Annotated in this window: 21 protein-coding genes and 1 tRNA gene; 15 read left to right on the top strand and 7 right to left on the bottom strand. The window is 58.7% G+C overall.

The genetic code is table 11. The annotated features are described in order from the left end of the window. Nucleotides 1-247: 247 nt before the first annotated feature. The 6 genes from FN828_RS02635 to FN828_RS02660 all read left to right on the top strand — a co-directional run bounded on the left by FN828_RS02635 (nucleotide 248) and on the right by FN828_RS02660 (nucleotide 4,775). A complete protein-coding gene (locus FN828_RS02635) occupies nucleotides 248-1,213 on the top strand; it encodes an MBL fold metallo-hydrolase (protein ID WP_142491841.1) in 966 nt (321 codons plus the stop codon). A gap of 96 nt (nucleotides 1,214-1,309) precedes the next feature. Next, nucleotides 1,310-2,440 carry a 3,4-dihydroxy-2-butanone-4-phosphate synthase gene (ribB, locus tag FN828_RS02640; RefSeq protein ID WP_142491842.1) on the top strand — a complete coding sequence of 377 codons (1,131 nt, stop codon included), beginning with the start codon at nucleotides 1,310-1,312 and terminating at the stop codon, nucleotides 2,438-2,440. A 4-nt stretch (nucleotides 2,441-2,444) separates the two neighbouring features. Beyond that, nucleotides 2,445-2,996, top strand: a complete 552-nt coding sequence (locus tag FN828_RS02645) for a 6,7-dimethyl-8-ribityllumazine synthase (RefSeq protein WP_142491843.1) — start codon at nucleotides 2,445-2,447, stop codon at nucleotides 2,994-2,996. Further along, nucleotides 2,993-3,484: a transcription antitermination factor NusB gene (gene nusB / locus FN828_RS02650; RefSeq protein ID WP_142491844.1), complete on the top strand. Its 492-nt coding sequence runs from the start codon at nucleotides 2,993-2,995 to the stop codon at nucleotides 3,482-3,484. The genes FN828_RS02645 and nusB overlap by 4 nt, the downstream gene beginning before the upstream one ends. Nucleotides 3,485-3,688: 204 nt before the next feature. Then, nucleotides 3,689-4,018, top strand: coding sequence for a hypothetical protein (locus FN828_RS02655; RefSeq protein WP_142491845.1), 330 nt, complete (start codon nucleotides 3,689-3,691; stop codon nucleotides 4,016-4,018). Between the two features lie 325 nt (nucleotides 4,019-4,343). Next, nucleotides 4,344-4,775 (top strand): MmcB family DNA repair protein, encoded by a 432-nt coding sequence (locus FN828_RS02660; protein ID WP_142491846.1) that lies wholly within the window; start codon nucleotides 4,344-4,346, stop codon nucleotides 4,773-4,775. Between the two features lie 2 nt (nucleotides 4,776-4,777). On the opposite strand, the gene FN828_RS02665 is transcribed toward FN828_RS02660, so the two are convergent. After that, the gene (locus FN828_RS02665) at nucleotides 4,778-4,966 is read right to left on the bottom strand and encodes a DUF6324 family protein (RefSeq protein ID WP_142491847.1); all 189 of its coding nucleotides are present in this window, start codon (nucleotides 4,964-4,966) and stop codon (nucleotides 4,778-4,780) included. Nucleotides 4,967-5,042: 76 nt separating this feature from the next. Between FN828_RS02665 and FN828_RS02670 the strand changes: the two genes are divergently transcribed. Then, complete coding sequence (locus FN828_RS02670; protein ID WP_142491848.1) at nucleotides 5,043-5,525, top strand: GNAT family N-acetyltransferase; 483 nt, start codon at nucleotides 5,043-5,045, stop codon at nucleotides 5,523-5,525. 81 nt (nucleotides 5,526-5,606) lie between these two features. Further along, nucleotides 5,607-5,683, top strand: a tRNA-His gene (locus FN828_RS02675). A gap of 43 nt (nucleotides 5,684-5,726) precedes the next feature. On the opposite strand, the gene FN828_RS02680 is transcribed toward FN828_RS02675, so the two are convergent. Further along, the gene (locus tag FN828_RS02680; RefSeq protein WP_142491849.1) at nucleotides 5,727-6,023 is read right to left on the bottom strand and encodes a DUF6476 family protein; all 297 of its coding nucleotides are present in this window, start codon (nucleotides 6,021-6,023) and stop codon (nucleotides 5,727-5,729) included. Between FN828_RS02680 and FN828_RS02685 the strand changes: the two genes are divergently transcribed. Then, a complete protein-coding gene (locus FN828_RS02685) occupies nucleotides 6,022-7,056 on the top strand; it encodes an RluA family pseudouridine synthase (protein ID WP_142491850.1) in 1,035 nt (344 codons plus the stop codon). The genes FN828_RS02680 and FN828_RS02685 overlap by 2 nt on opposite strands. Nucleotides 7,057-7,061: 5 nt before the next feature. Here FN828_RS02685 and FN828_RS02690 read toward each other — a convergent pair whose 3' ends face one another. Further along, nucleotides 7,062-7,700: a DUF4386 domain-containing protein gene (locus tag FN828_RS02690; protein WP_142491851.1), complete on the bottom strand. Its 639-nt coding sequence runs from the start codon at nucleotides 7,698-7,700 to the stop codon at nucleotides 7,062-7,064. Nucleotides 7,701-7,938: 238 nt separating this feature from the next. Here FN828_RS02690 and rpoH point away from each other — a divergent pair, with 238 nt between their 5' ends. Next, nucleotides 7,939-8,835, top strand: coding sequence for an RNA polymerase sigma factor RpoH (gene rpoH, locus FN828_RS02695; RefSeq protein WP_142491852.1), 897 nt, complete (start codon nucleotides 7,939-7,941; stop codon nucleotides 8,833-8,835). A 53-nt stretch (nucleotides 8,836-8,888) separates the two neighbouring features. After that, entirely contained in the window at nucleotides 8,889-9,191 is a 303-nt protein-coding gene (locus tag FN828_RS02700; RefSeq protein WP_142491853.1) for a DUF4389 domain-containing protein, read from the top strand. 77 nt (nucleotides 9,192-9,268) lie between these two features. Here the strand turns inward: FN828_RS02700 and FN828_RS02705 are convergent, their stop codons facing one another. Further along, nucleotides 9,269-10,456, bottom strand: coding sequence for a dipeptidase (locus FN828_RS02705; protein ID WP_142491854.1), 1,188 nt, complete (start codon nucleotides 10,454-10,456; stop codon nucleotides 9,269-9,271). Nucleotides 10,457-10,583: 127 nt separating this feature from the next. On the opposite strand from FN828_RS02705, the gene FN828_RS02710 reads away from it, so the two are divergent. After that, nucleotides 10,584-10,853, top strand: coding sequence for a DksA/TraR family C4-type zinc finger protein (locus tag FN828_RS02710; protein WP_142491855.1), 270 nt, complete (start codon nucleotides 10,584-10,586; stop codon nucleotides 10,851-10,853). A 200-nt stretch (nucleotides 10,854-11,053) separates the two neighbouring features. Continuing rightward, entirely contained in the window at nucleotides 11,054-11,728 is a 675-nt protein-coding gene (locus FN828_RS02715; protein ID WP_185958912.1) for a Crp/Fnr family transcriptional regulator, read from the top strand. Nucleotides 11,729-11,786: 58 nt separating this feature from the next. Here the strand turns inward: FN828_RS02715 and FN828_RS02720 are convergent, their stop codons facing one another. Then, nucleotides 11,787-13,607 (bottom strand): M3 family oligoendopeptidase, encoded by a 1,821-nt coding sequence (locus FN828_RS02720; RefSeq protein WP_142491857.1) that lies wholly within the window; start codon nucleotides 13,605-13,607, stop codon nucleotides 11,787-11,789. A gap of 136 nt (nucleotides 13,608-13,743) precedes the next feature. On the opposite strand from FN828_RS02720, the gene FN828_RS02725 reads away from it, so the two are divergent. Beyond that, entirely contained in the window at nucleotides 13,744-14,574 is an 831-nt protein-coding gene (locus tag FN828_RS02725) for a fumarylacetoacetate hydrolase family protein (protein WP_142491858.1), read from the top strand. A gap of 79 nt (nucleotides 14,575-14,653) precedes the next feature. On the opposite strand, the gene FN828_RS02730 is transcribed toward FN828_RS02725, so the two are convergent. Both FN828_RS02730 and FN828_RS02735 read right to left on the bottom strand, forming a co-directional pair. After that, nucleotides 14,654-15,622 carry an alpha/beta fold hydrolase gene (locus tag FN828_RS02730; RefSeq protein WP_142491859.1) on the bottom strand — a complete coding sequence of 323 codons (969 nt, stop codon included), beginning with the start codon at nucleotides 15,620-15,622 and terminating at the stop codon, nucleotides 14,654-14,656. Nucleotide 15,623: 1 nt separating this feature from the next. Next, entirely contained in the window at nucleotides 15,624-15,914 is a 291-nt protein-coding gene (locus FN828_RS02735; RefSeq protein ID WP_142491860.1) for an SCP2 sterol-binding domain-containing protein, read from the bottom strand. Between the two features lie 72 nt (nucleotides 15,915-15,986). On the opposite strand from FN828_RS02735, the gene FN828_RS02740 reads away from it, so the two are divergent. Next, a complete protein-coding gene (locus tag FN828_RS02740; RefSeq protein WP_142491861.1) occupies nucleotides 15,987-16,568 on the top strand; it encodes a tetratricopeptide repeat protein in 582 nt (193 codons plus the stop codon). Nucleotides 16,569-16,618 lie beyond the last annotated feature (50 nt).

A 16,618-nucleotide genomic window follows, 5' to 3' on the forward strand; every position in this document is an offset into this window, starting at 1 on the left:
CGCTTGTCGGGGGATTGATACCTTGGCGCCGGTCATTGACCTGTCTTGCTGAATTTTGGGGCGCTGCCCCAAACCCCGGAGTATTGCCAATCAGAAAGAAACCAATCCGCTTCTTTCTGATTAAAAATACTCTGGGGGAGGCGCCGCAGGCGGCCGGGGGCGAAGCCCCGTTTGAGAACATATTCACAAATGATATTGCGTTAAGGGCCGGGCACGCTATCCTGCGCGGAAAGAGGGAGGCGCTGCTATGTCCATATTCAAACCCAGCCGTCGTGAGATTCTGAAACTGGCGGCCATCGCGCCGACCTTTGCCTTGCCGGGGGCGGTGCGGGCGCAGCTTGGCCGTCCTGCGGGGGATAACCCTGCGCATTTCCGGTTCACGTTGGGCGATACCCGGCTGACGATCCTGTCAGATGGGTATTTTTCGTTGCCGACCAGTGGGGTTGGAGTGAATGCGGACCCGGCAGAGGTACAAGCGTTTCTGGCGCAGCATTATCTGTCACCCGATCAGGGGTATTCGCATACCAACCATCTGCTGATTGAAAAGGGCGATGCTGTTGTGCTGGTGGATGTCGGATCGGGGAACCGGTTCTTTGACACGGTCGGCAAGCTGATGACGAATTTAGAGGCGGCGGGGATTGATCCTTCCTCGATCACGCATGTGGTGATCACGCACGCCCACCCCGATCATATCTGGGGTATTCGGGATGATTTCGACGAAGCGATTTTCCCGGATGCTGAATATTTCTTGGGGCAGGCTGAACATTCCTATTGGACGCAGGACGATCTGGTGAATCAGGTGCCGCCCGAAGATCAGCAATTTGTGCTGGGGGCGGTCAATTCGATTGCGGTTGACGGGGTTGAATGGAACCTGGTGTCGGATGGGGATGAAATCGTGCCGGGGGTGCGGGTGATCGACACGCCGGGCCACACGCCGGGGCATATGAGCGTCGTGCTGGAAGATGGCGGTAAGCAATTGATAGCGTTGGGGGATTCAATGTCCCATTCCTATCTGAGTTTCCAGCGGCCCGATTGGTTTAACGGGGCGGATCAGAATGGCGAATTGACGGTGCAAACCCGGATGCGCCTGTTGGATATGTGTGCCGCTGACCGGATTGCAGTTGTGGGCTATCATTTCCCGTTCCCCGGTGTCGGTCATGTTTTGCGCGAAGGCGACAGCTTTAGCTTTGTACCAGCCTTGTGGCAGTTCTAAGCACAAGCGCACAGTCGATGTGAAACGCCGCGTTGCCTCTGGTCTTCGCGGCGTTGCTGCGGTATTCGGCAGGGAACACAGCGAAACGGGGGCCTTATGTCCGAAAGCACCGCCTTTGAAACGCCCGGCGCCGTCGAGGCCAGCCTGCGCGACGCGATCAGCCCGATCGAAGATATTATTGATGCCGCCCGTCAGGGCCAGATGTATATCCTTGTCGATCACGAGGACCGCGAGAACGAGGGCGATTTGGTGATCGCCGCCGAATTTGCCGATGCAGCCGCGGTGAATTTCATGGCAACGCATGGGCGCGGTCTGATCTGTCTGCCGATGACCGCCGAACGGATTGACCGGCTGGGTCTGCCGATGATGGCGGTGAATAATTCGTCACGTCATGAAACCGCCTTTACCGTGTCGATCGAAGCGCGCGAGGGTGTCAGTACCGGCATTTCCGCGTCTGACCGGGCGCTGACCATTGCCACCGCGATCAACGAACAGAATACGATGAAAAGCCTGGCCACCCCCGGCCATGTTTTCCCGCTGCGGGCCAAACGTGGTGGGGTTCTGGTGCGGGCCGGACATACTGAAGCGTCGGTCGATATTTCCCGTCTGGCTGGGCTGAACCCCAGCGCCGTGATTTGCGAGATCATGAAAGAAGACGGCACAATGGCCCGTCTGCCCGATCTGGTTGATTTCGCTAAACAGCATAACATGCTGATCGGCACCATTTCGGACCTGATCAAATACCGTTCACGCAATGATAACCTTGTGGTGGAAACCGCGCGCCATACCGTGACTTCGGAATTTGGCGGGGAATGGGAAATGGTGATTTATACCGATCAGACCCACGGGGTTGAACATGTGGTGATGATCAAGGGCGATATTACCACACCTGAACCTGTGCTGACCCGTACCCATGCGCTGCACGAAGCCACCGACGTTCTGGGCCTTGGACCGAAAACATCGAAACAATTGCCGCGTTCGATGGAAATCATTGCCGCCGAAGGGCGGGGGGTTGTGTGCCTGTTCCGCCAGCCGCGTAACGCGCTTTACGCCCACGAGGAAGAGGGCGTAAAAACCATCAAGCAGATTGGTCTGGGGGCGCAGATGCTTTCCAAACTGGGGCTGAAAGAGCTGATCTTGCTGACCGACAGCCCGCGCACGAAATATGTGGGGTTGGATGCCTTTGATCTGAAGATCACCGGAACCCGCCCGATTCTAGAGGATTAAGCCAATGGCCGGACACGAAAGCCACTATATTTTGCCGCGCCCCAGCTTTGATAAGCCGGTGAAAATCCTGATCGTGGTGTCGCCTTATTACAAGGACATCGCCGATAACATGGTGGCCGGGGCCAAGGCCGAGGTCGAGGCCGTAGGCGGTACATGGGATCTGATCGAGGTGCCGGGCGCTTTGGAAATTCCCACCGCCATCGGTATCGCGGAACGCATGTCCAATTTCGATGGTTATGTTGCGCTTGGCTGCGTCATCCGTGGCGAAACCACCCATTATGATACGGTTTGCAACGATTCCAGCCGCGCGATTCAGCTTTTGGGTCTACAGGGGCTGTGCATCGGGAACGGTATCCTGACTGTGGAAAACCGCCCACAAGCCGAAGTGCGCGCCGATCCCGCCGATCAGAACAAGGGGGGCGGGGCCGCTGCTGCGGCCTTGCATCTGATCGCGCTCAGCCGTAAGTGGGGCGCCCAGCGTAAGGATGTGGGATTCGTTCCCGCCGCCGAAGAATTTAAGCTGGCAGGCGAACTCAAGGATAACCCCAAGGCATGACGACTGATTCCGCAGAACAGCCCAAGCTGTCGAATAACCAGAAGCGCAAAATGCGTTCGGCCTCGCGGCTGTATGCGGTGCAGGCCTTGTTTCAGATGGAACAGTCCAGTCAGACCGTGGATCGCGTGATTGTCGAGTTTCTGGATTTCCGCTTTGGCGCTGTCTATGACGGGGACGAAATGCAAGAGGGCGACGTGGCTCTGTTCCAAAAAACCATGCGCGACGCGGTGAACTGGCAGGCCAGAATTGACCAGATGACAGACCGGGCGCTGGTGGCGAAATGGCCCATCGCGCGGATTGACCCGACCTTGCGGGCGTTGTTCCGCGCCGCCGGGGCCGAATTGATCGAAGGCGAAGCCCCGCCCAAGGTGGTGATCACCGAATTTGTGGACGTGGCCCGCGCGTTTTTCCCTGACGGGAAAGAGCCGAAGTTCGTCAACGCCGTGCTGGATCACATGGCCCGCGAAGCAAAGCCCGAAGCGTTTTGACAGGGGGGGGGCGACCCGAGTCGCCCGTTCTGCCGCGTGCTGCGTAAATTCCCCGTTTTTTACCGCAGCTTTGCGAAAATTGCGCAAAACATATCCTGTACTGCGCATATTTTTGCCGAGACACCCGGAATCCGGTTGTATTCCCCTTGTGGGCGGCCCTGACAGGTCTATACTTTCGGGTATGGATTTAACGGGAGCTGCCAGATGCCCAAACTCATCCGCATGTATATCACCAACGTTTTGATTGGTTTCGGGATCGCTGCCGCCTTTGTGGCGATGCTGCTGTATTTCAATCTGGCGAACCTGTGGCATTTGGTGACGCATTCCGATGCCGGGATTTTGGCTGTTGTGATCCTGTGGTTTGCGAATGGGATCGTCTTTGCCGGTGTGCAATTCGCCATCGCCGTGATGCGGATGAAGGACGAAGACAACGGTTCGGGCGGTGGGCGTCGTGATCCGATCCGCGTGGATATGACCCGCATGGTGCGCGTCCGTCAGGAAGCCCCGGCCAAGCGCCATTTTACGCGCCGCTGATTGGCCATCCCTGAATGTTGAAACAGCCCCCGGTGTGTCGGGGGCTTTTTTGTGACCAGTAAATCGGGGGGAATGATTGCGGCGGGCCCGCAGCGACCGTGTGGTTATCTCATTCCCGAGGACCTGTATATACAGGTGGGCGCCAGATAATCAGGCCAGGACCAGAACAGAGCCAGCTCCCTCGGAATTGCTTAAGGCCACCGGAATGCAACCGTGTCACGCGAAGAGCAGAACCCGCCAATCCGCTACTTAGTCGCTTGCTGGCTGTCGGACAAGGGGCGCGTGGGGGACTTGTGAATGTTCCTGATATGTTCATAATTCGGGCATGAGTGATTTTCATCAACCCGGTCAGCTATTGGCGCGCGGCGTGTGCCGCCACCTGTCAGGCTATGGTTTTGTCGCGGTCGAAGAATTCAGTCCCACCCGTGGCCTGCGCATTGATGTGATGGGGCTGGGGCCAAAGGGCGAATTATGGGTGATCGAATGCAAATCCAGCCGCGCCGATTTTCAGTCAGACACCAAATGGCAGGGCTATCTGGAATGGGGGGATCGGTATTTCTGGGCGGTGGATATGGATTTCCCAACCGATCTGTTGCCCGCGAATACGGGGCTGATGATTGCGGATCAATATGGCGCTGAAATTATGCGTATGGGGCCGGAAACCAAACTACCCGCCGCCCGGCGCAGGGTGCTGACCCATAAATTCGCCACCTACGCCGCCCGGCGCTTGCAAGCGTTGCGCGATCCGCAGCTATAGGGTCAGCGTTTCACGGTTTTGGCGGTGGCGATAGCAGCCAGAAGCTCTTCGGCGATTTCTTCGGCTTCTTCGGGGTCGAAATCCATCGGAATTTCCAATCCCTGTGCTTCGATGAACAGCCGGACCATGCCTTCGCTGGTTGGCCCGATTTGCAGGTTGGCTTCGATGTCGCGTTCGGTGTTGATGCCCATGACTGGCCTCCTTCGATCCGTTCCAGCTAGCGAGTTCGGGCTTGATTGGCAAGGCCCGCCCGCGCATCCTGCGCGCATGACACAGGTGACATTTCGGAATTTACAGATCGGGGATGCCGGGTGGCTGATCGGCCAACACGGCATTCTGTATCATCAGGACGAAGGGTTCGATGCGACCTTCGAGGCGACCGTGGCCGAGATTTTGGCCGATTACATTCGGAATCACGATCCGGCGTTTGAACGGGCGTGGATTGCCGAATCCGGGGGGCAGCGGTTGGGCAGCATTTTTTGTGTCAGAAAGGACGCGGACACGGCCAAGCTGCGCCTGTTCCTGCTGTTACCCGAAGCGCGGGGCAGGGGGCTGGGCCATCAATTGCTGACCGCCTGCATGGCATGGGCGCGGGACCGGGGGTACAAACGGATGGAACTGTGGACCCACGAAAGCCACAAGGCCGCTTGTGCGCTATACGCCGCGCATGGCTGGCAGATCGACAGTTCCGTTGCGACCCATAGTTTCGGCACCGATGTGGTGGAACAGATATGGAGCATCACGCTCTGACCGGGCAATCCGGGGGAATGTCAGAAAACTGTCAGAACCCTCTTGCAATCCCCATCGGGGGCGGCTAAATCGCCCCCCAGTGCCGCCTTAGCTCAGTTGGTTAGAGCGCTGGATTGTGGATCCAGAGGTCCCCTGTTCAAGCCAGGGAGGCGGTACCATCTTCCCCTTATCGTCACAGTAAAACCTGTCCGGTCGTGCGGGTTATTCCGTCAGCTTGATCTCACGCACCAATTTCTGTGTGGCGCGGCTGTAAATCAGAACGCGGCTGTCATCGGTCACGATGGCGTACCAATCTTTCGTCTGGGTATAGGCATCGGGCGTGGTGCCGGGGGGCAGGGTTAGCACAGCGGGGAAGTCCGGGGGCGTCTGACGGTAGCGGATGACAATCAGCGCCACGATGGTTACAACCCCGGCAATCATCGTGATGGTCAGCACCGTGACCAGCACTTTCAGGAATTTCAGCAGCGCCGTATCTACCGGCTGAGGGGTATCTTCCATGGACTCCAACCGCTTGTCCTTTCGTATTCAGGCTGAACCGCCTGCCCGCCTTGATAAGGCGATTTCGCGGGATGCGCCAGAAGAAGCCTCTTTGTCGCGGACGCGGCTGGCCCGACTGATCGACGCCGGAGAGGTGTGGCTGAACGGCAGCCCGATCACCAGCCCCAAGGGTAAGGTCGCCGAAGGGGATCTGATCGAAGTCACAATCCCCGAAGCCGAAGTCAGCGATCTGACGCCCGAGGATATTCCCCTGACCGTTGTGTATGAGGACGACCACCTGATCGTGATCGACAAACCGGCCGGGATGGTGGTGCATCCGGCACCCGGATCACCCACGGGAACGCTGGTGAATGCGCTTATGTACCATTGCGTCGATACCCTGTCGGGTGTGGGCGGGGAAAAACGCCCCGGTATCGTGCATCGGATCGACAAGGACACCAGCGGGCTGTTGGTTGTTGCCAAATCGGACAAGGCGCATCATGGGCTGGCGGATCAATTCCGCGCCCATTCGGCGGAACGCTATTACAATGCGGTGTGCTATGGCGTGCCGGATGCCAACGATCCCCGCCTGCGCGGTGTGCGCGGTGTCAGTTTCGAGGCGGGCAATATCATGAAAATCACCACCCATCTGGCGCGGCACAAGACCGATCGCCAGCGGCAGGCGGTGTATTTTGAAAATGGCCGCCATGCGGTGACACGGGTGCGGATTGTGGAGCCGTTTGGCAGCCCATCCGTGGCGGCGTTGGTGGAATGCTGGCTGGAAACCGGGCGCACCCATCAGATTCGCGTGCATATGGCCCATGCGGGGCATGGGTTGGTGGGGGATGCCACCTATGGCGGGCGGCGCAAGCTGCCGCTTAAGTCGCTGTCTCAGGCGGGGCTGGACGCGGCAAAGACATTCCCGCGTCAGGCATTGCACGCCGCCGTTTTGGGATTTGTTCACCCGGTCAGCGGTGAACAGATGCGATTCGAAAGCCCCCTGCCGCAGGATATGCTGGACCTGATCGCCGCCTTGCGTGGCCCGGCGGGGTAGGGCGGTCAGTCTGCCACTTTTGGCCCTTTGATCAGCAGCCAGCCCATCAGCCAAACCTCGGCCACCACCGGGATCAGATAGGCGGGCTGCATCATGGTGTTCAGGTCGGGGGTCAGGAACCGGGTCAGCCCACCCAGCAGATATACCACACCCGCAGCGGCCAAAGCCCAGCACAGGCTGCGCGGGGCCAGCCCCGGCATGGACAGAAGCCGCGCCATGATCAGCGTATTCACCGCGAAAAAGATCAATCCCAGATCATACCCCGCCGCATGGCGTTCCAGCGCTGGCAGGGGATTTCCGGGCAATGCCTGCCCGGCGGCATAAAGCGCCATGATATTGGCGGCAATCACGGCGGCTTGCATCAGGCGAAACACCATCGCTGTCAGCGCCAGCCCATCGTTTACCCCGCGCAACATGCGGAAAAACAAAACGGCCAGCGCCACATCCAACAGGGCCATGCCGATATCGAACACCATCGACAATCGGAACAGGAACAGCCTGTCCTGTATCGCCTGCGCGGTTTCCGCCGCATCGGTCCAATTAATCAGCGGACCCCGCAACGCGCCTTCGGCCCCGATCCCCAGCAGGATGATCCCCAGATAAAACAACCCCGCAAGGCGGGCATGGCGGGCGAACTCTGTCATTTTGGCTCTCCAATCGTCCTGTCGCACAGGTGCAATATAGCATAGCCGCACGCCGGGGGCGGTGTGGGTGTCTTCTGTCACAAACAGCACATGCGCGTGAATGCACTGTTACATTCCTCGAAATTCGACGGAAAAGCGCGCATATTCCGTTCAGCTTTCAACGCGTGTGACCTTGAAAGGTCCAGACCCGTTACCTAAATGAATGTTAAGCCCCTAAACATTGGGAGGGATATAACAGGTGAGTAACTACGCAAATCTGCCGGCCCCGTCGCCCGAAGGCGGGCTGAACCGCTATCTTCAGGAAATCCGCAAGTTTCCCATGCTGGAACCGGAAGAAGAATATATGCTGGCCAAACGCTGGGTCGAACAAGAAGACAGCGCCGCCGCGCATAAGATGGTCACGTCCCACTTGCGACTGGCAGCCAAGATCGCGATGGGCTATCGCGGCTATGGCCTGCCGCAGGCCGAAGTCATTTCCGAGGCAAACGTGGGTCTGATGCAGGCCGTGAAACGGTTTGATCCGGAAAAAGGGTTCCGTTTGGCGACCTATGCGATGTGGTGGATTCGCGCCTCGATTCAGGAATATATCCTGCGGTCGTGGTCGCTGGTGAAGCTTGGCACCACCTCGGCGCAAAAGAAACTGTTCTTCAACCTGCGCAAGGCCAAGGCCCGCATCGGTGCCTTGGAAGAAGGCGACCTGCGCCCCGAAAACGTCAAGCGGATCGCTACCGATCTGGGCGTGACCGAGGACGAGGTGATCAGCATGAACCGCCGCTTGTCGGGTGGGGATGCATCGCTGAATGCCACGGTCGGGTCCGAAGGCGAAGGCACGATGCAATGGCAGGATTGGCTGGAAGACGAAGATGCCGATCAGGCCGCCGATTATGCCGAACGTGATGAAATGGACGCCCGCCGTGAATTGCTGGCCGCTGCGATGGAGGTGCTGAATGACCGTGAACGCGACATTCTGGTACAACGCCGCCTGTCCGAAGAAACGGTAACGCTGGAAGACCTGAGCGCCCAATATGACGTCAGCCGCGAACGCATTCGTCAGATCGAAGTCCGCGCCTTTGAAAAGCTGCAAAAGCGGATGCGTGATCTAGCTGCGGAAAAAGGTATGCTGACCAGCGCCTGATCGGTTACAAGGAAACCGGCCCCAATGCGGGCCGGTTTTTGCTATGGTGCGTGATGATGGACGAAGACAAGCTTAGCGGTCGCCTGCATGGGGAACAGTTTGAGCCCGATCAGCCGGACAGTATGATCATGCGCATCATTTTTATCCTGATCATCGGCGTGATGATGAGCGTCAGCCAAACCATTCTGGGGGCGCTGACGCTGATCCAGATCGTGATCATGGCGCTGAACAAAGGCACCCCAAACGAAAATCTGGCCGATTTCGGCACCGATCTGGGGGTCTGGATGGCCAAGGCGGTGCGCTACATGTCCGCCGCCAGCACTGTCAAACCCTGGCCCTGGACGGAACTGGACTGAACGGCGTTTCGCGGTCTGGTTTCATCTTGCTGAAAATACTCTGGGGTTTGGGGTGAAACCCCCAAGCGTCCCTGAAATCAATTCAACCGCGCCCGCAACACGCGCAGCATGTTTTCCCCCATCACCTTGCGGATTTGCGCTTCGGTCAGCCCCGCTGCCAGCAGCTCACTGGTCAGCGCCGGAAGCTCGGATGTGTCAAAGGCGGTTTCCACCGATCCATCGAAATCCGACCCCAGCGAAACGTGATCTTCACCCACCGCCGCAATTGCGGCCTTGATCATCTTGGCGATGCCTTTGGGGGTGATGTCATTGCAGGCGACTTCTGCCCAATAACCGATGCCGATCACCCCACCCGTGGCGGCGATCTGCTGCATCAGCGCATCAGGCAGGTTCCGTTTCACCGGGCAATGCGCATGGATGCCGGAATGCGACAGCACCACCGGAATATCCACCATGCCCAGCACATCCTGCACCACTTGCGGGCTGGAATGGGCAACATCCAAAATCATGCCACGGCGGGCGACTTCGGTCACGACTTGCTTGCCGAACGGGGTCAGCCCTTGATTGCTTTCGCCATGCAACGACCCGCCCAAGGCATTGTCAAAGAAGTGCTGTAAACCGATCAGGCGATAGCCTGCGGCTTCTAACTTATCCAGATTATCCAGTTTGCCTTCCAGCGGGTGCCCGCCTTCGATCCCCAGCAGACCGGCAACCACCTGTTCCCCTTTGGCGCGGCGGGCCAGAACCGCGTCCAGATCGGATTCAGAGGTCACAATTTGCAGATGTGCGGGGTCTTTTGCCTCGAACTTGTGTAGCTTTTCAGCCTGATACAGGGCGCGTTCCAGCAGGCTGTTCCACGTCCGCATCGGCCATAGCTGCCCGAAAGCCAACAAGGTGATGTTGTCAAAGGCCTCGGCGCTGTTTTCGTCATAGTTCTGGCCCGCAGGGGATTTGGTAACGGCGGTGAACATCTGTATCGCCACCCCACCATCGCGCAGGCGGGGCAAATCTACTTGCCCGAAGCTGCCCCGTTCGGTCAGATCGCGTTTCCACAACAGGCTGTCGGCGTGCCAGTCGCCGATGATCAATGTGTCATGCAGGGCTTGCCCGGCGGCGGACACGGGATAAGGTGAATGGTCGATCACATTATTATGCGCCTTCCCCACAATCGCCGGGGCAAAAATCCAGAACCCGGCCAGCCCGATCCCGACCAGCACCACCAAGGCCAGCACGATCCGACCCAACCATTTACCCAATCCGCGCATTGTATCCTCCCTGCTTTTGTCAGCAGGCTATGCGCGATGTGACGATTCACCCAAGGGTGACGTGGCTGCCCTTGCGCGGCGGCACCATTTGCCTATCGTCATGTGATGCAACGCGAAGGAGGCACAAATGGCCGGAGGATGGGCAAAGGACGGGGCGGTTAGTGAACAGATCGAAGCCTCTATTCAGGATGAACTGTCACGGCTGAAAGCGCAAAAACGCCCTGTGGGCGAAAGCCTGACCCATTGCGCTGAATGCGAGGAGGAAATCCCACAGGCCCGGCGTCAGGCCATTCCGGGGGTGAAGCTGTGTATCGACTGTCAGCAAGAGCGCGACGCCAGCTACAAACCCCGTGCGGGAATCAACCGACGCGGGTCTAAGGACAGCCAGTTGAAGTAAGTTCGCGGTTTCCGATTCGGGGTAGGTAAATTGTTTCAATTGATACTTCGTCTGCACCGCTTTGAAATATTTAGATAATTTATTTATCCTTCGCGTTTCAGTGGCTTGGGTGTACCTTGATCTACGTCATATTGCTTCACATGTTTCCGACTTATCGTATCTGCTTAAAGGAGAGCGACGGGTGAGCTATGCTGGATTTGATGTCACAAAGATGGGAAGGCCGTTCCTTGCTGGCGCAATTGCCCAGCGATGTGCGTGAATGTCTTGTCTCCCGTGCGCGCACCCGGATTTTTCCGCGTGGCGCCACGATCTGCCTTCAGGGGGAATCGGCCCGCGCGCTAAAGATCGTCACGCGCGGTTGGGTGAAACTGTACCGTATTTCCGAAACGGGGCAGGAGGCGCTGCTGGAAACGCTATGCGCAGGGCAGAGCTTTGATGAAATCGCCTCTTTGATGGGGGGAGAGTGTCCTTCATCGGCGGAAACGCTGTGCGAGTGCGAGATCATGTTCATTGATCTGGCAACGGCCTGTAGTTGTAAAAATGCGGTGGCCGAGATCACCAAAGCGGTGATGGCTGCGGCGTCCGATCATATGCTGGATATGATGGATCAGATCGAAGCCTTGAAAAGCCGCAGCGGGGTAGAGCGTTTGTCCGAATATTTGGTGGCGCTTAGCGAGGATACCGACGGCACGCATGAATTTATGCTGCCCTACGATAAGGTCGTATTGGCGGCTAAGCTTGGTATGAAACCTGAAAGCCTGTCACGGGCGTTTGCACGACTGAAATCGGTGGGTGTGAAAAGCGAACTGAAACGCGTTGTCATTCAGGACGTAACGAAGCTGAAATCTATGCTGACCGAAAACGCGCTGTCCTGAGAGGGGAGGGCCAAAAGCCCCCCCCCCGGTGTTTTGCAATCAAGGCACCCTGTTGGGTTTACTCTTCCATCGCTTCCAACTCGTCGATGAAACCTTCGATCATCGACAGGCCTTTGTCCCAGAAACTTGGGTCGGTCGCGTCCAGACCGAAGGGGGCGAGCAGTTCCTTGTGATGTTTCGATCCTCCGGCTTTCAGCAGGTCGAAATATTTGTCCTGGAACCCGTCTGGCGCGGCTTCATAGGCGGCATAAAGCGCGTTCACCAGACCATCGCCAAAGGCATAGGCGTAAACATAGAACGGCGAATGCACGAAATGCGGGATATAGGCCCAGAAAGTTTCATAGCCTTCCATGAAATCGAATGACGGCCCCAGCGATTCCGCCTGTACGGACATCCAAAGGTCGTTGATGTCTTCGGGGGTCAGTTCGCCCTGACGACGCGCGGCGTGCAGTTTGCATTCAAAGTCATAGAACGCGATCTGGCGGACCACGGTGTTGATCATGTCCTCGACCTTCCCGGCCAGCATCACCTTGCGTTCGGCGGGGGATTTCGCCTTTTCCAGCATCTTGCGGAAGGTCAGCATTTCCCCGAACACAGATGCCGTTTCCGCCAGCGTCAGCGGGGTCGAAGACAGCATTTCCCCCTGATCCGCCGCCAGCACCTGATGGACGCCGTGGCCCAGTTCATGCGCCAGCGTCATCACATCACGCGGTTTACCCAGATAGTTCAGCATCACATAGGGATGCACCTCGGTCACGGTGGGGTGGGCAAAGGCGCCCGGCGCCTTGCCGGGTTTTACGCCCGCGTCGATCCAGCCGCGATCAAAGAACGGTTGCGCGATGTCGCCCATACGCGGATCAAAGGCGTTATAGGCTTCCATCACGATGTCGCGGGCGGCGGTCCAGCCTACGGTTTTGGTGTCTTCCATCGGCAGCGGCGCGTTGCGGTCCCAGACCTGCATCCGGTCCAGACCCAGCCATTTGCGTTTCAGTTCGTAATACCGATGCGACAGACGCGGATAGGCGGCGACAACGGCATTGCGCAGCGCCTCGACCACCTCGGGTTCGACATCGTTGGACAGGTGGCGGCCGGTCTGGGCCGTGGGCATTTTGCGCCAGCGGTCGATCACCTCTTTTTCCTTGGCCTGCGTGTTGTGGACGCGGGCAAAGGTTTTGATGTTTTCGCCAAAGACATGGGCCAGTTCGTGCGCCGCGGCTTCGCGTTTGCTGCGGTCCTGTTCGGTCAGCAGGTTCAGTGTGCCTTCGATGGTCAGCTCCTCACCATCCACCACAAATTCCAGTCCGGCGATGGTTTCGTCGAACAGCTTTTCCCACGCGTCGCCAACCACGCCCAGATCGTGCAGGAATTTTTCCATCTCGTCCGACAGTTGATAGGGTTTCATCGCGCGGATGCGGTCGAACACGGGTTTATAGCGGGCCAGTTCGGCGTTTTCAGCGAACATGGCGGTCAGTTTGTCATCGTCCAGCCGGTTCAGTTCCAGCGTGAAGAACACCAGCGGCGTGGTGAAATTGGTGATTTTTTCCTGACAGTCGGACATGAATTTCGCCCGCCCACCGTCGACCGTCAGTTGATAATAGCGCAGCCCGGCAAAGGACATGATGCGCCCGGCCTTGGTGCTGATGGCTTCGTTGCGGTGAACGCAGGTCAGGAACCCGTCGGCGTCCAGTGTGTGCAGTTTGCCTTCGTAATCGGCGGCAAAGGCGGCGCATTCGGTTTCCAGCCACGCCAGATCAGCGGCCAGTTCCGGGGCGTCTTCGCCGGAATACAGGTCGCTCAGATCCCATTCCGGCAGATCGCCCAAATCCTTGGTGCCGGACCCGGCATTTGCATCGCGCACGGGAAAGGGAAGCTGGAACATGGATCACCTCTTGATTGTTGGCCGGTTTTGGCTTGCCTGCCAGACATAGGCTCCCGCGCGGTCTGTCTCAAGTGGGTTGTGCGCGGGGGCGGGATGGCTAAGGTGGCGCAACAGCGAAATCAAAGGGGAAAAAGGGATGCGTTTTGTCCGCTATGGTCAGCCGGGGGCCGAAAAGCCCGGTGTTCTGGATGCCGCCGGGCGCGTGCGCGATCTGTCCGGGGTGGTGGATGATCTGGGCGGTGCGGTTTTGGGAAATCTGCCGCAGGTTGATCCCGAAACCCTGCCGTTGGTCGATGGCAACCCGCGATTGGGCGTGCCGGTGGCCGGGATCGGCAAACTGGTATGCATCGGGCTGAACTATTCCGATCACGCGGCCGAGGCCGGGATGGCCGAACCCGAGGAACCCATCGTGTTCATGAAAGCCACCAGTGCGCTGAATGGGCCGAATGATCCGGTGTATCTGCCGCGCGGGTCGGAAAAATCGGACTGGGAGGTGGAGCTGGGCGTGGTGATCGGCAAGACCGCGAAATACGTCAGCGCGGCGGATGCGCTGGACTATGTGGCGGGCTATACCATCGTCAACGATCTGTCCGAACGTGCGTTTCAGATCGAACGCGGCGGCCAGTGGACCAAGGGCAAAAGCAGCGACACGTTCGGCCCGGTCGGCCCGTGGCTGGTATCGGCGGATGACGTGGCCGATCCCCAAAATCTGGCGCTGGAGCTGGATCTGAATGGGGAAAAGGCGCAGCGCGGGAATACATCGTCGATGATTTTCACGGTGGCGCAGATCATTGAACACCTGTCCGAAATGATGAGCCTGCAACCGGGCGACGTGATTGCCACCGGCACCCCGCCGGGTGTGGGCATGGGGATGAAACCGCCGCGGTTCCTGCGCGAAGGCGATGTGATGGAATTGCGGATCGAAGGGCTGGGTGTGCAGCGCCAAGAGGTGCAGCGCGACGCCTGAGCGGTTTTGATATGTGATTAAAAAGGGGCCGTCCGATGGGCGGCCCTTTGTGCGTGGCAAATGTGTGTGGCGGAACGCCTTAGCAGGCCAGCGGGGCGGTTTGGTCCGGTCGGGTGCGGGCGGTATCGAACAGCGTCATGATCTGGCCCAGCACACGGTTGCGGGTTTCCGGCCCTTCCATCAAGATTTCATGTTCACCGCCGTCAATGATCTGCAATTCCCCGCCCGGCCAGCCAGCCATACGGGCATGGATGCGCTTGGGGTCGACGATGCGTTCGTTGCTGCCCAGAAACGTCAGGCAGGGCAGGTTGGGGGCAGGTCGGCGGCTAAGTTCCAGCGTGTCGCGCAGGGCTTCGTGCAGCCAGTTCAGCGACGGCCCACCCAGCGACAATTCCGGGTGTGCCAGAACATGATCTTTCATGAACTGGAACATGTCGGGATCGGTTGTCAGGGTGTTATCCTTGAACGGTTCAGCCAGAACATAGGCTTCGCCACGGGTGCTGGGGGCGAAATTTTCAGCAGCGCCAATGACGCGGCTGGCCCAACTGATCGCCCATGCGGCGGGGCGCGTGGCGGGGTTCATGATGATGCCCCACATCGGCCCGGTGAAGGCGCAGGCCTTGACTGGCAAGCCTTCGATCACGGCGCGCAGGCCAATGGCACCACCCATCGAATGCGCAATCAGAAACCACGGTTTCGGCAGGTTCAGCGTTTCGGCAGCGGTGACCATTGCGGCCACGTCTTGCTGATAATCGGTAAAATGGCCGACATGGCCCACCGCAGGATTATCAATCAGCCGGTCGGCCAACCCCTGTCCGCGCCAATCCATCGCAAAGGTGGCATAGCCGCCCTGTTCAAGGGCGGCTGCCGTATGCACATATTTTTCGGCGTATTCCGTGCGGCCGGGAAACATAAATACCGTGCCTTTGGGGGCGTCCTTGCCCCACAGGACGGCACGCACGCGCACGCCATCCGCGCAATCCAGCCAATATGCTGCGCCATTCGGGGCAGGGGCGGCAATATCGGACAGAAAGGGGGCTGGGGTCATGTCAGGCCAGTGCCGCGCCCAGTTGCATGGCTTTGCCCATGTCGCCATCTACGGACAGTTTGCCAGTCATGAAGGCCGAAGTGGGGTTCATGTCGCCGGTCATCATGGCCTCGAACGTGTCGGCATCAGCGGTCAGGGTCACGTCGGTTTCGTCATCGCCCAGACGTGCGCCATTGGCGTCTACCACGATTGCGCCTTCGCCTTCGATCACGAATTTGGCCGATCCGTCAAAACCCGCGTCCGCCAGTTTTTCGTTCAGCGCGGTCAGGGCCGCTTGCAGTTTATCGCTCATAACTCTCATCCCTTATATGTGATGCGCGGGGGGCTGTTCATTCCTGCCGCGCAGGTTACACTCGATACTGTTATGAGCGCAAAGAAACTGTTCCTCAAACCTATCGTCGCGGCAAGCCTGCTGACAGTCACGTTTTCCTTACCTTTACAGGCGCAGGAAACGGAGGATGGCGGATTCCCGCCTGATCTACCCGGTATGCTGGAGGCGTTGAAGCAGGCGGACGATCCGCAGGCCGCAAAGCTGGCGGATGAAATTGCGCTGCGCTGGGAGCAATCCGGGTCAGCCGCGATGGATTTGCTGCTGAAACGGGCCAAGGATGCGGCGCAACGCGGTGATCTGGATGTTGCGGTTGACCATCTGACGGCCCTGACGGATCACGCGCCGGATTTCGCCGAAGGCTGGCATTTGCGGGCCAGCGTTTATTTTCAAAAGGAACAGCCGGGGCTGGCCCTGCATGATCTGGAAATGACGCTGCATCTGAACCCCAATCATTTCCGTGCGCTGTTCGGGCTGGGCGTGATCCTGGAGCAACTGGACAAACCGGAACTGGCGCACGAGGCCTATACGCTTGCGCTGCGGATTTACCCGCACTACGAGGAAGCCAAGGCCGCGCTGGCCCGTCTGACCCCGGATGCCAAGGGGCGCGAACTGTAACGGGCGTGTCACGCGGGTAACGTATGCCAAATCGGCAACCGGGAAGCAAA

This window comes from Thalassovita litoralis (genome assembly GCF_900182725.1).
In the GTDB taxonomy this organism is placed as follows: domain Bacteria; phylum Pseudomonadota; class Alphaproteobacteria; order Rhodobacterales; family Rhodobacteraceae; genus Thalassobius; species Thalassobius litoralis.

Excerpts from the sequence above, each read along its gene's own strand:
- FN828_RS02635 (WP_142491841.1), top strand. The coding sequence starts at position 248 with ATGTCCATATTCAAACCCAGCCGTCGTGAGATTCTGAAACTGGCGGCC.
- FN828_RS02740 (WP_142491861.1), top strand. The coding sequence starts at position 15,987 with ATGAGCGCAAAGAAACTGTTCCTCAAACCTATCGTCGCGGCAAGCCTG.
- FN828_RS02660 (WP_142491846.1), top strand. The coding sequence starts at position 4,344 with ATGAGTGATTTTCATCAACCCGGTCAGCTATTGGCGCGCGGCGTGTGC.
- ribB (WP_142491842.1), top strand. The coding sequence starts at position 1,310 with ATGTCCGAAAGCACCGCCTTTGAAACGCCCGGCGCCGTCGAGGCCAGC.
- FN828_RS02690 (WP_142491851.1), bottom strand. The coding sequence starts at position 7,700 with ATGACAGAGTTCGCCCGCCATGCCCGCCTTGCGGGGTTGTTTTATCTG.
- FN828_RS02645 (WP_142491843.1), top strand. The coding sequence starts at position 2,445 with ATGGCCGGACACGAAAGCCACTATATTTTGCCGCGCCCCAGCTTTGAT.
- FN828_RS02670 (WP_142491848.1), top strand. The coding sequence starts at position 5,043 with ATGACACAGGTGACATTTCGGAATTTACAGATCGGGGATGCCGGGTGG.
- FN828_RS02725 (WP_142491858.1), top strand. The coding sequence starts at position 13,744 with ATGCGTTTTGTCCGCTATGGTCAGCCGGGGGCCGAAAAGCCCGGTGTT.
- FN828_RS02730 (WP_142491859.1), bottom strand. The coding sequence starts at position 15,622 with ATGACCCCAGCCCCCTTTCTGTCCGATATTGCCGCCCCTGCCCCGAAT.
- FN828_RS02700 (WP_142491853.1), top strand. The coding sequence starts at position 8,889 with ATGATGGACGAAGACAAGCTTAGCGGTCGCCTGCATGGGGAACAGTTT.
- FN828_RS02705 (WP_142491854.1), bottom strand. The coding sequence starts at position 10,456 with ATGCGCGGATTGGGTAAATGGTTGGGTCGGATCGTGCTGGCCTTGGTG.
- FN828_RS02665 (WP_142491847.1), bottom strand. The coding sequence starts at position 4,966 with ATGGGCATCAACACCGAACGCGACATCGAAGCCAACCTGCAAATCGGG.
- FN828_RS02710 (WP_142491855.1), top strand. The coding sequence starts at position 10,584 with ATGGCCGGAGGATGGGCAAAGGACGGGGCGGTTAGTGAACAGATCGAA.
- FN828_RS02735 (WP_142491860.1), bottom strand. The coding sequence starts at position 15,914 with ATGAGCGATAAACTGCAAGCGGCCCTGACCGCGCTGAACGAAAAACTG.
- FN828_RS02715 (WP_185958912.1), top strand. The coding sequence starts at position 11,054 with ATGTCACAAAGATGGGAAGGCCGTTCCTTGCTGGCGCAATTGCCCAGC.
- FN828_RS02680 (WP_142491849.1), bottom strand. The coding sequence starts at position 6,023 with ATGGAAGATACCCCTCAGCCGGTAGATACGGCGCTGCTGAAATTCCTG.
- FN828_RS02720 (WP_142491857.1), bottom strand. The coding sequence starts at position 13,607 with ATGTTCCAGCTTCCCTTTCCCGTGCGCGATGCAAATGCCGGGTCCGGC.
- FN828_RS02685 (WP_142491850.1), top strand. The coding sequence starts at position 6,022 with ATGGACTCCAACCGCTTGTCCTTTCGTATTCAGGCTGAACCGCCTGCC.
- nusB (WP_142491844.1), top strand. The coding sequence starts at position 2,993 with ATGACGACTGATTCCGCAGAACAGCCCAAGCTGTCGAATAACCAGAAG.
- FN828_RS02655 (WP_142491845.1), top strand. The coding sequence starts at position 3,689 with ATGCCCAAACTCATCCGCATGTATATCACCAACGTTTTGATTGGTTTC.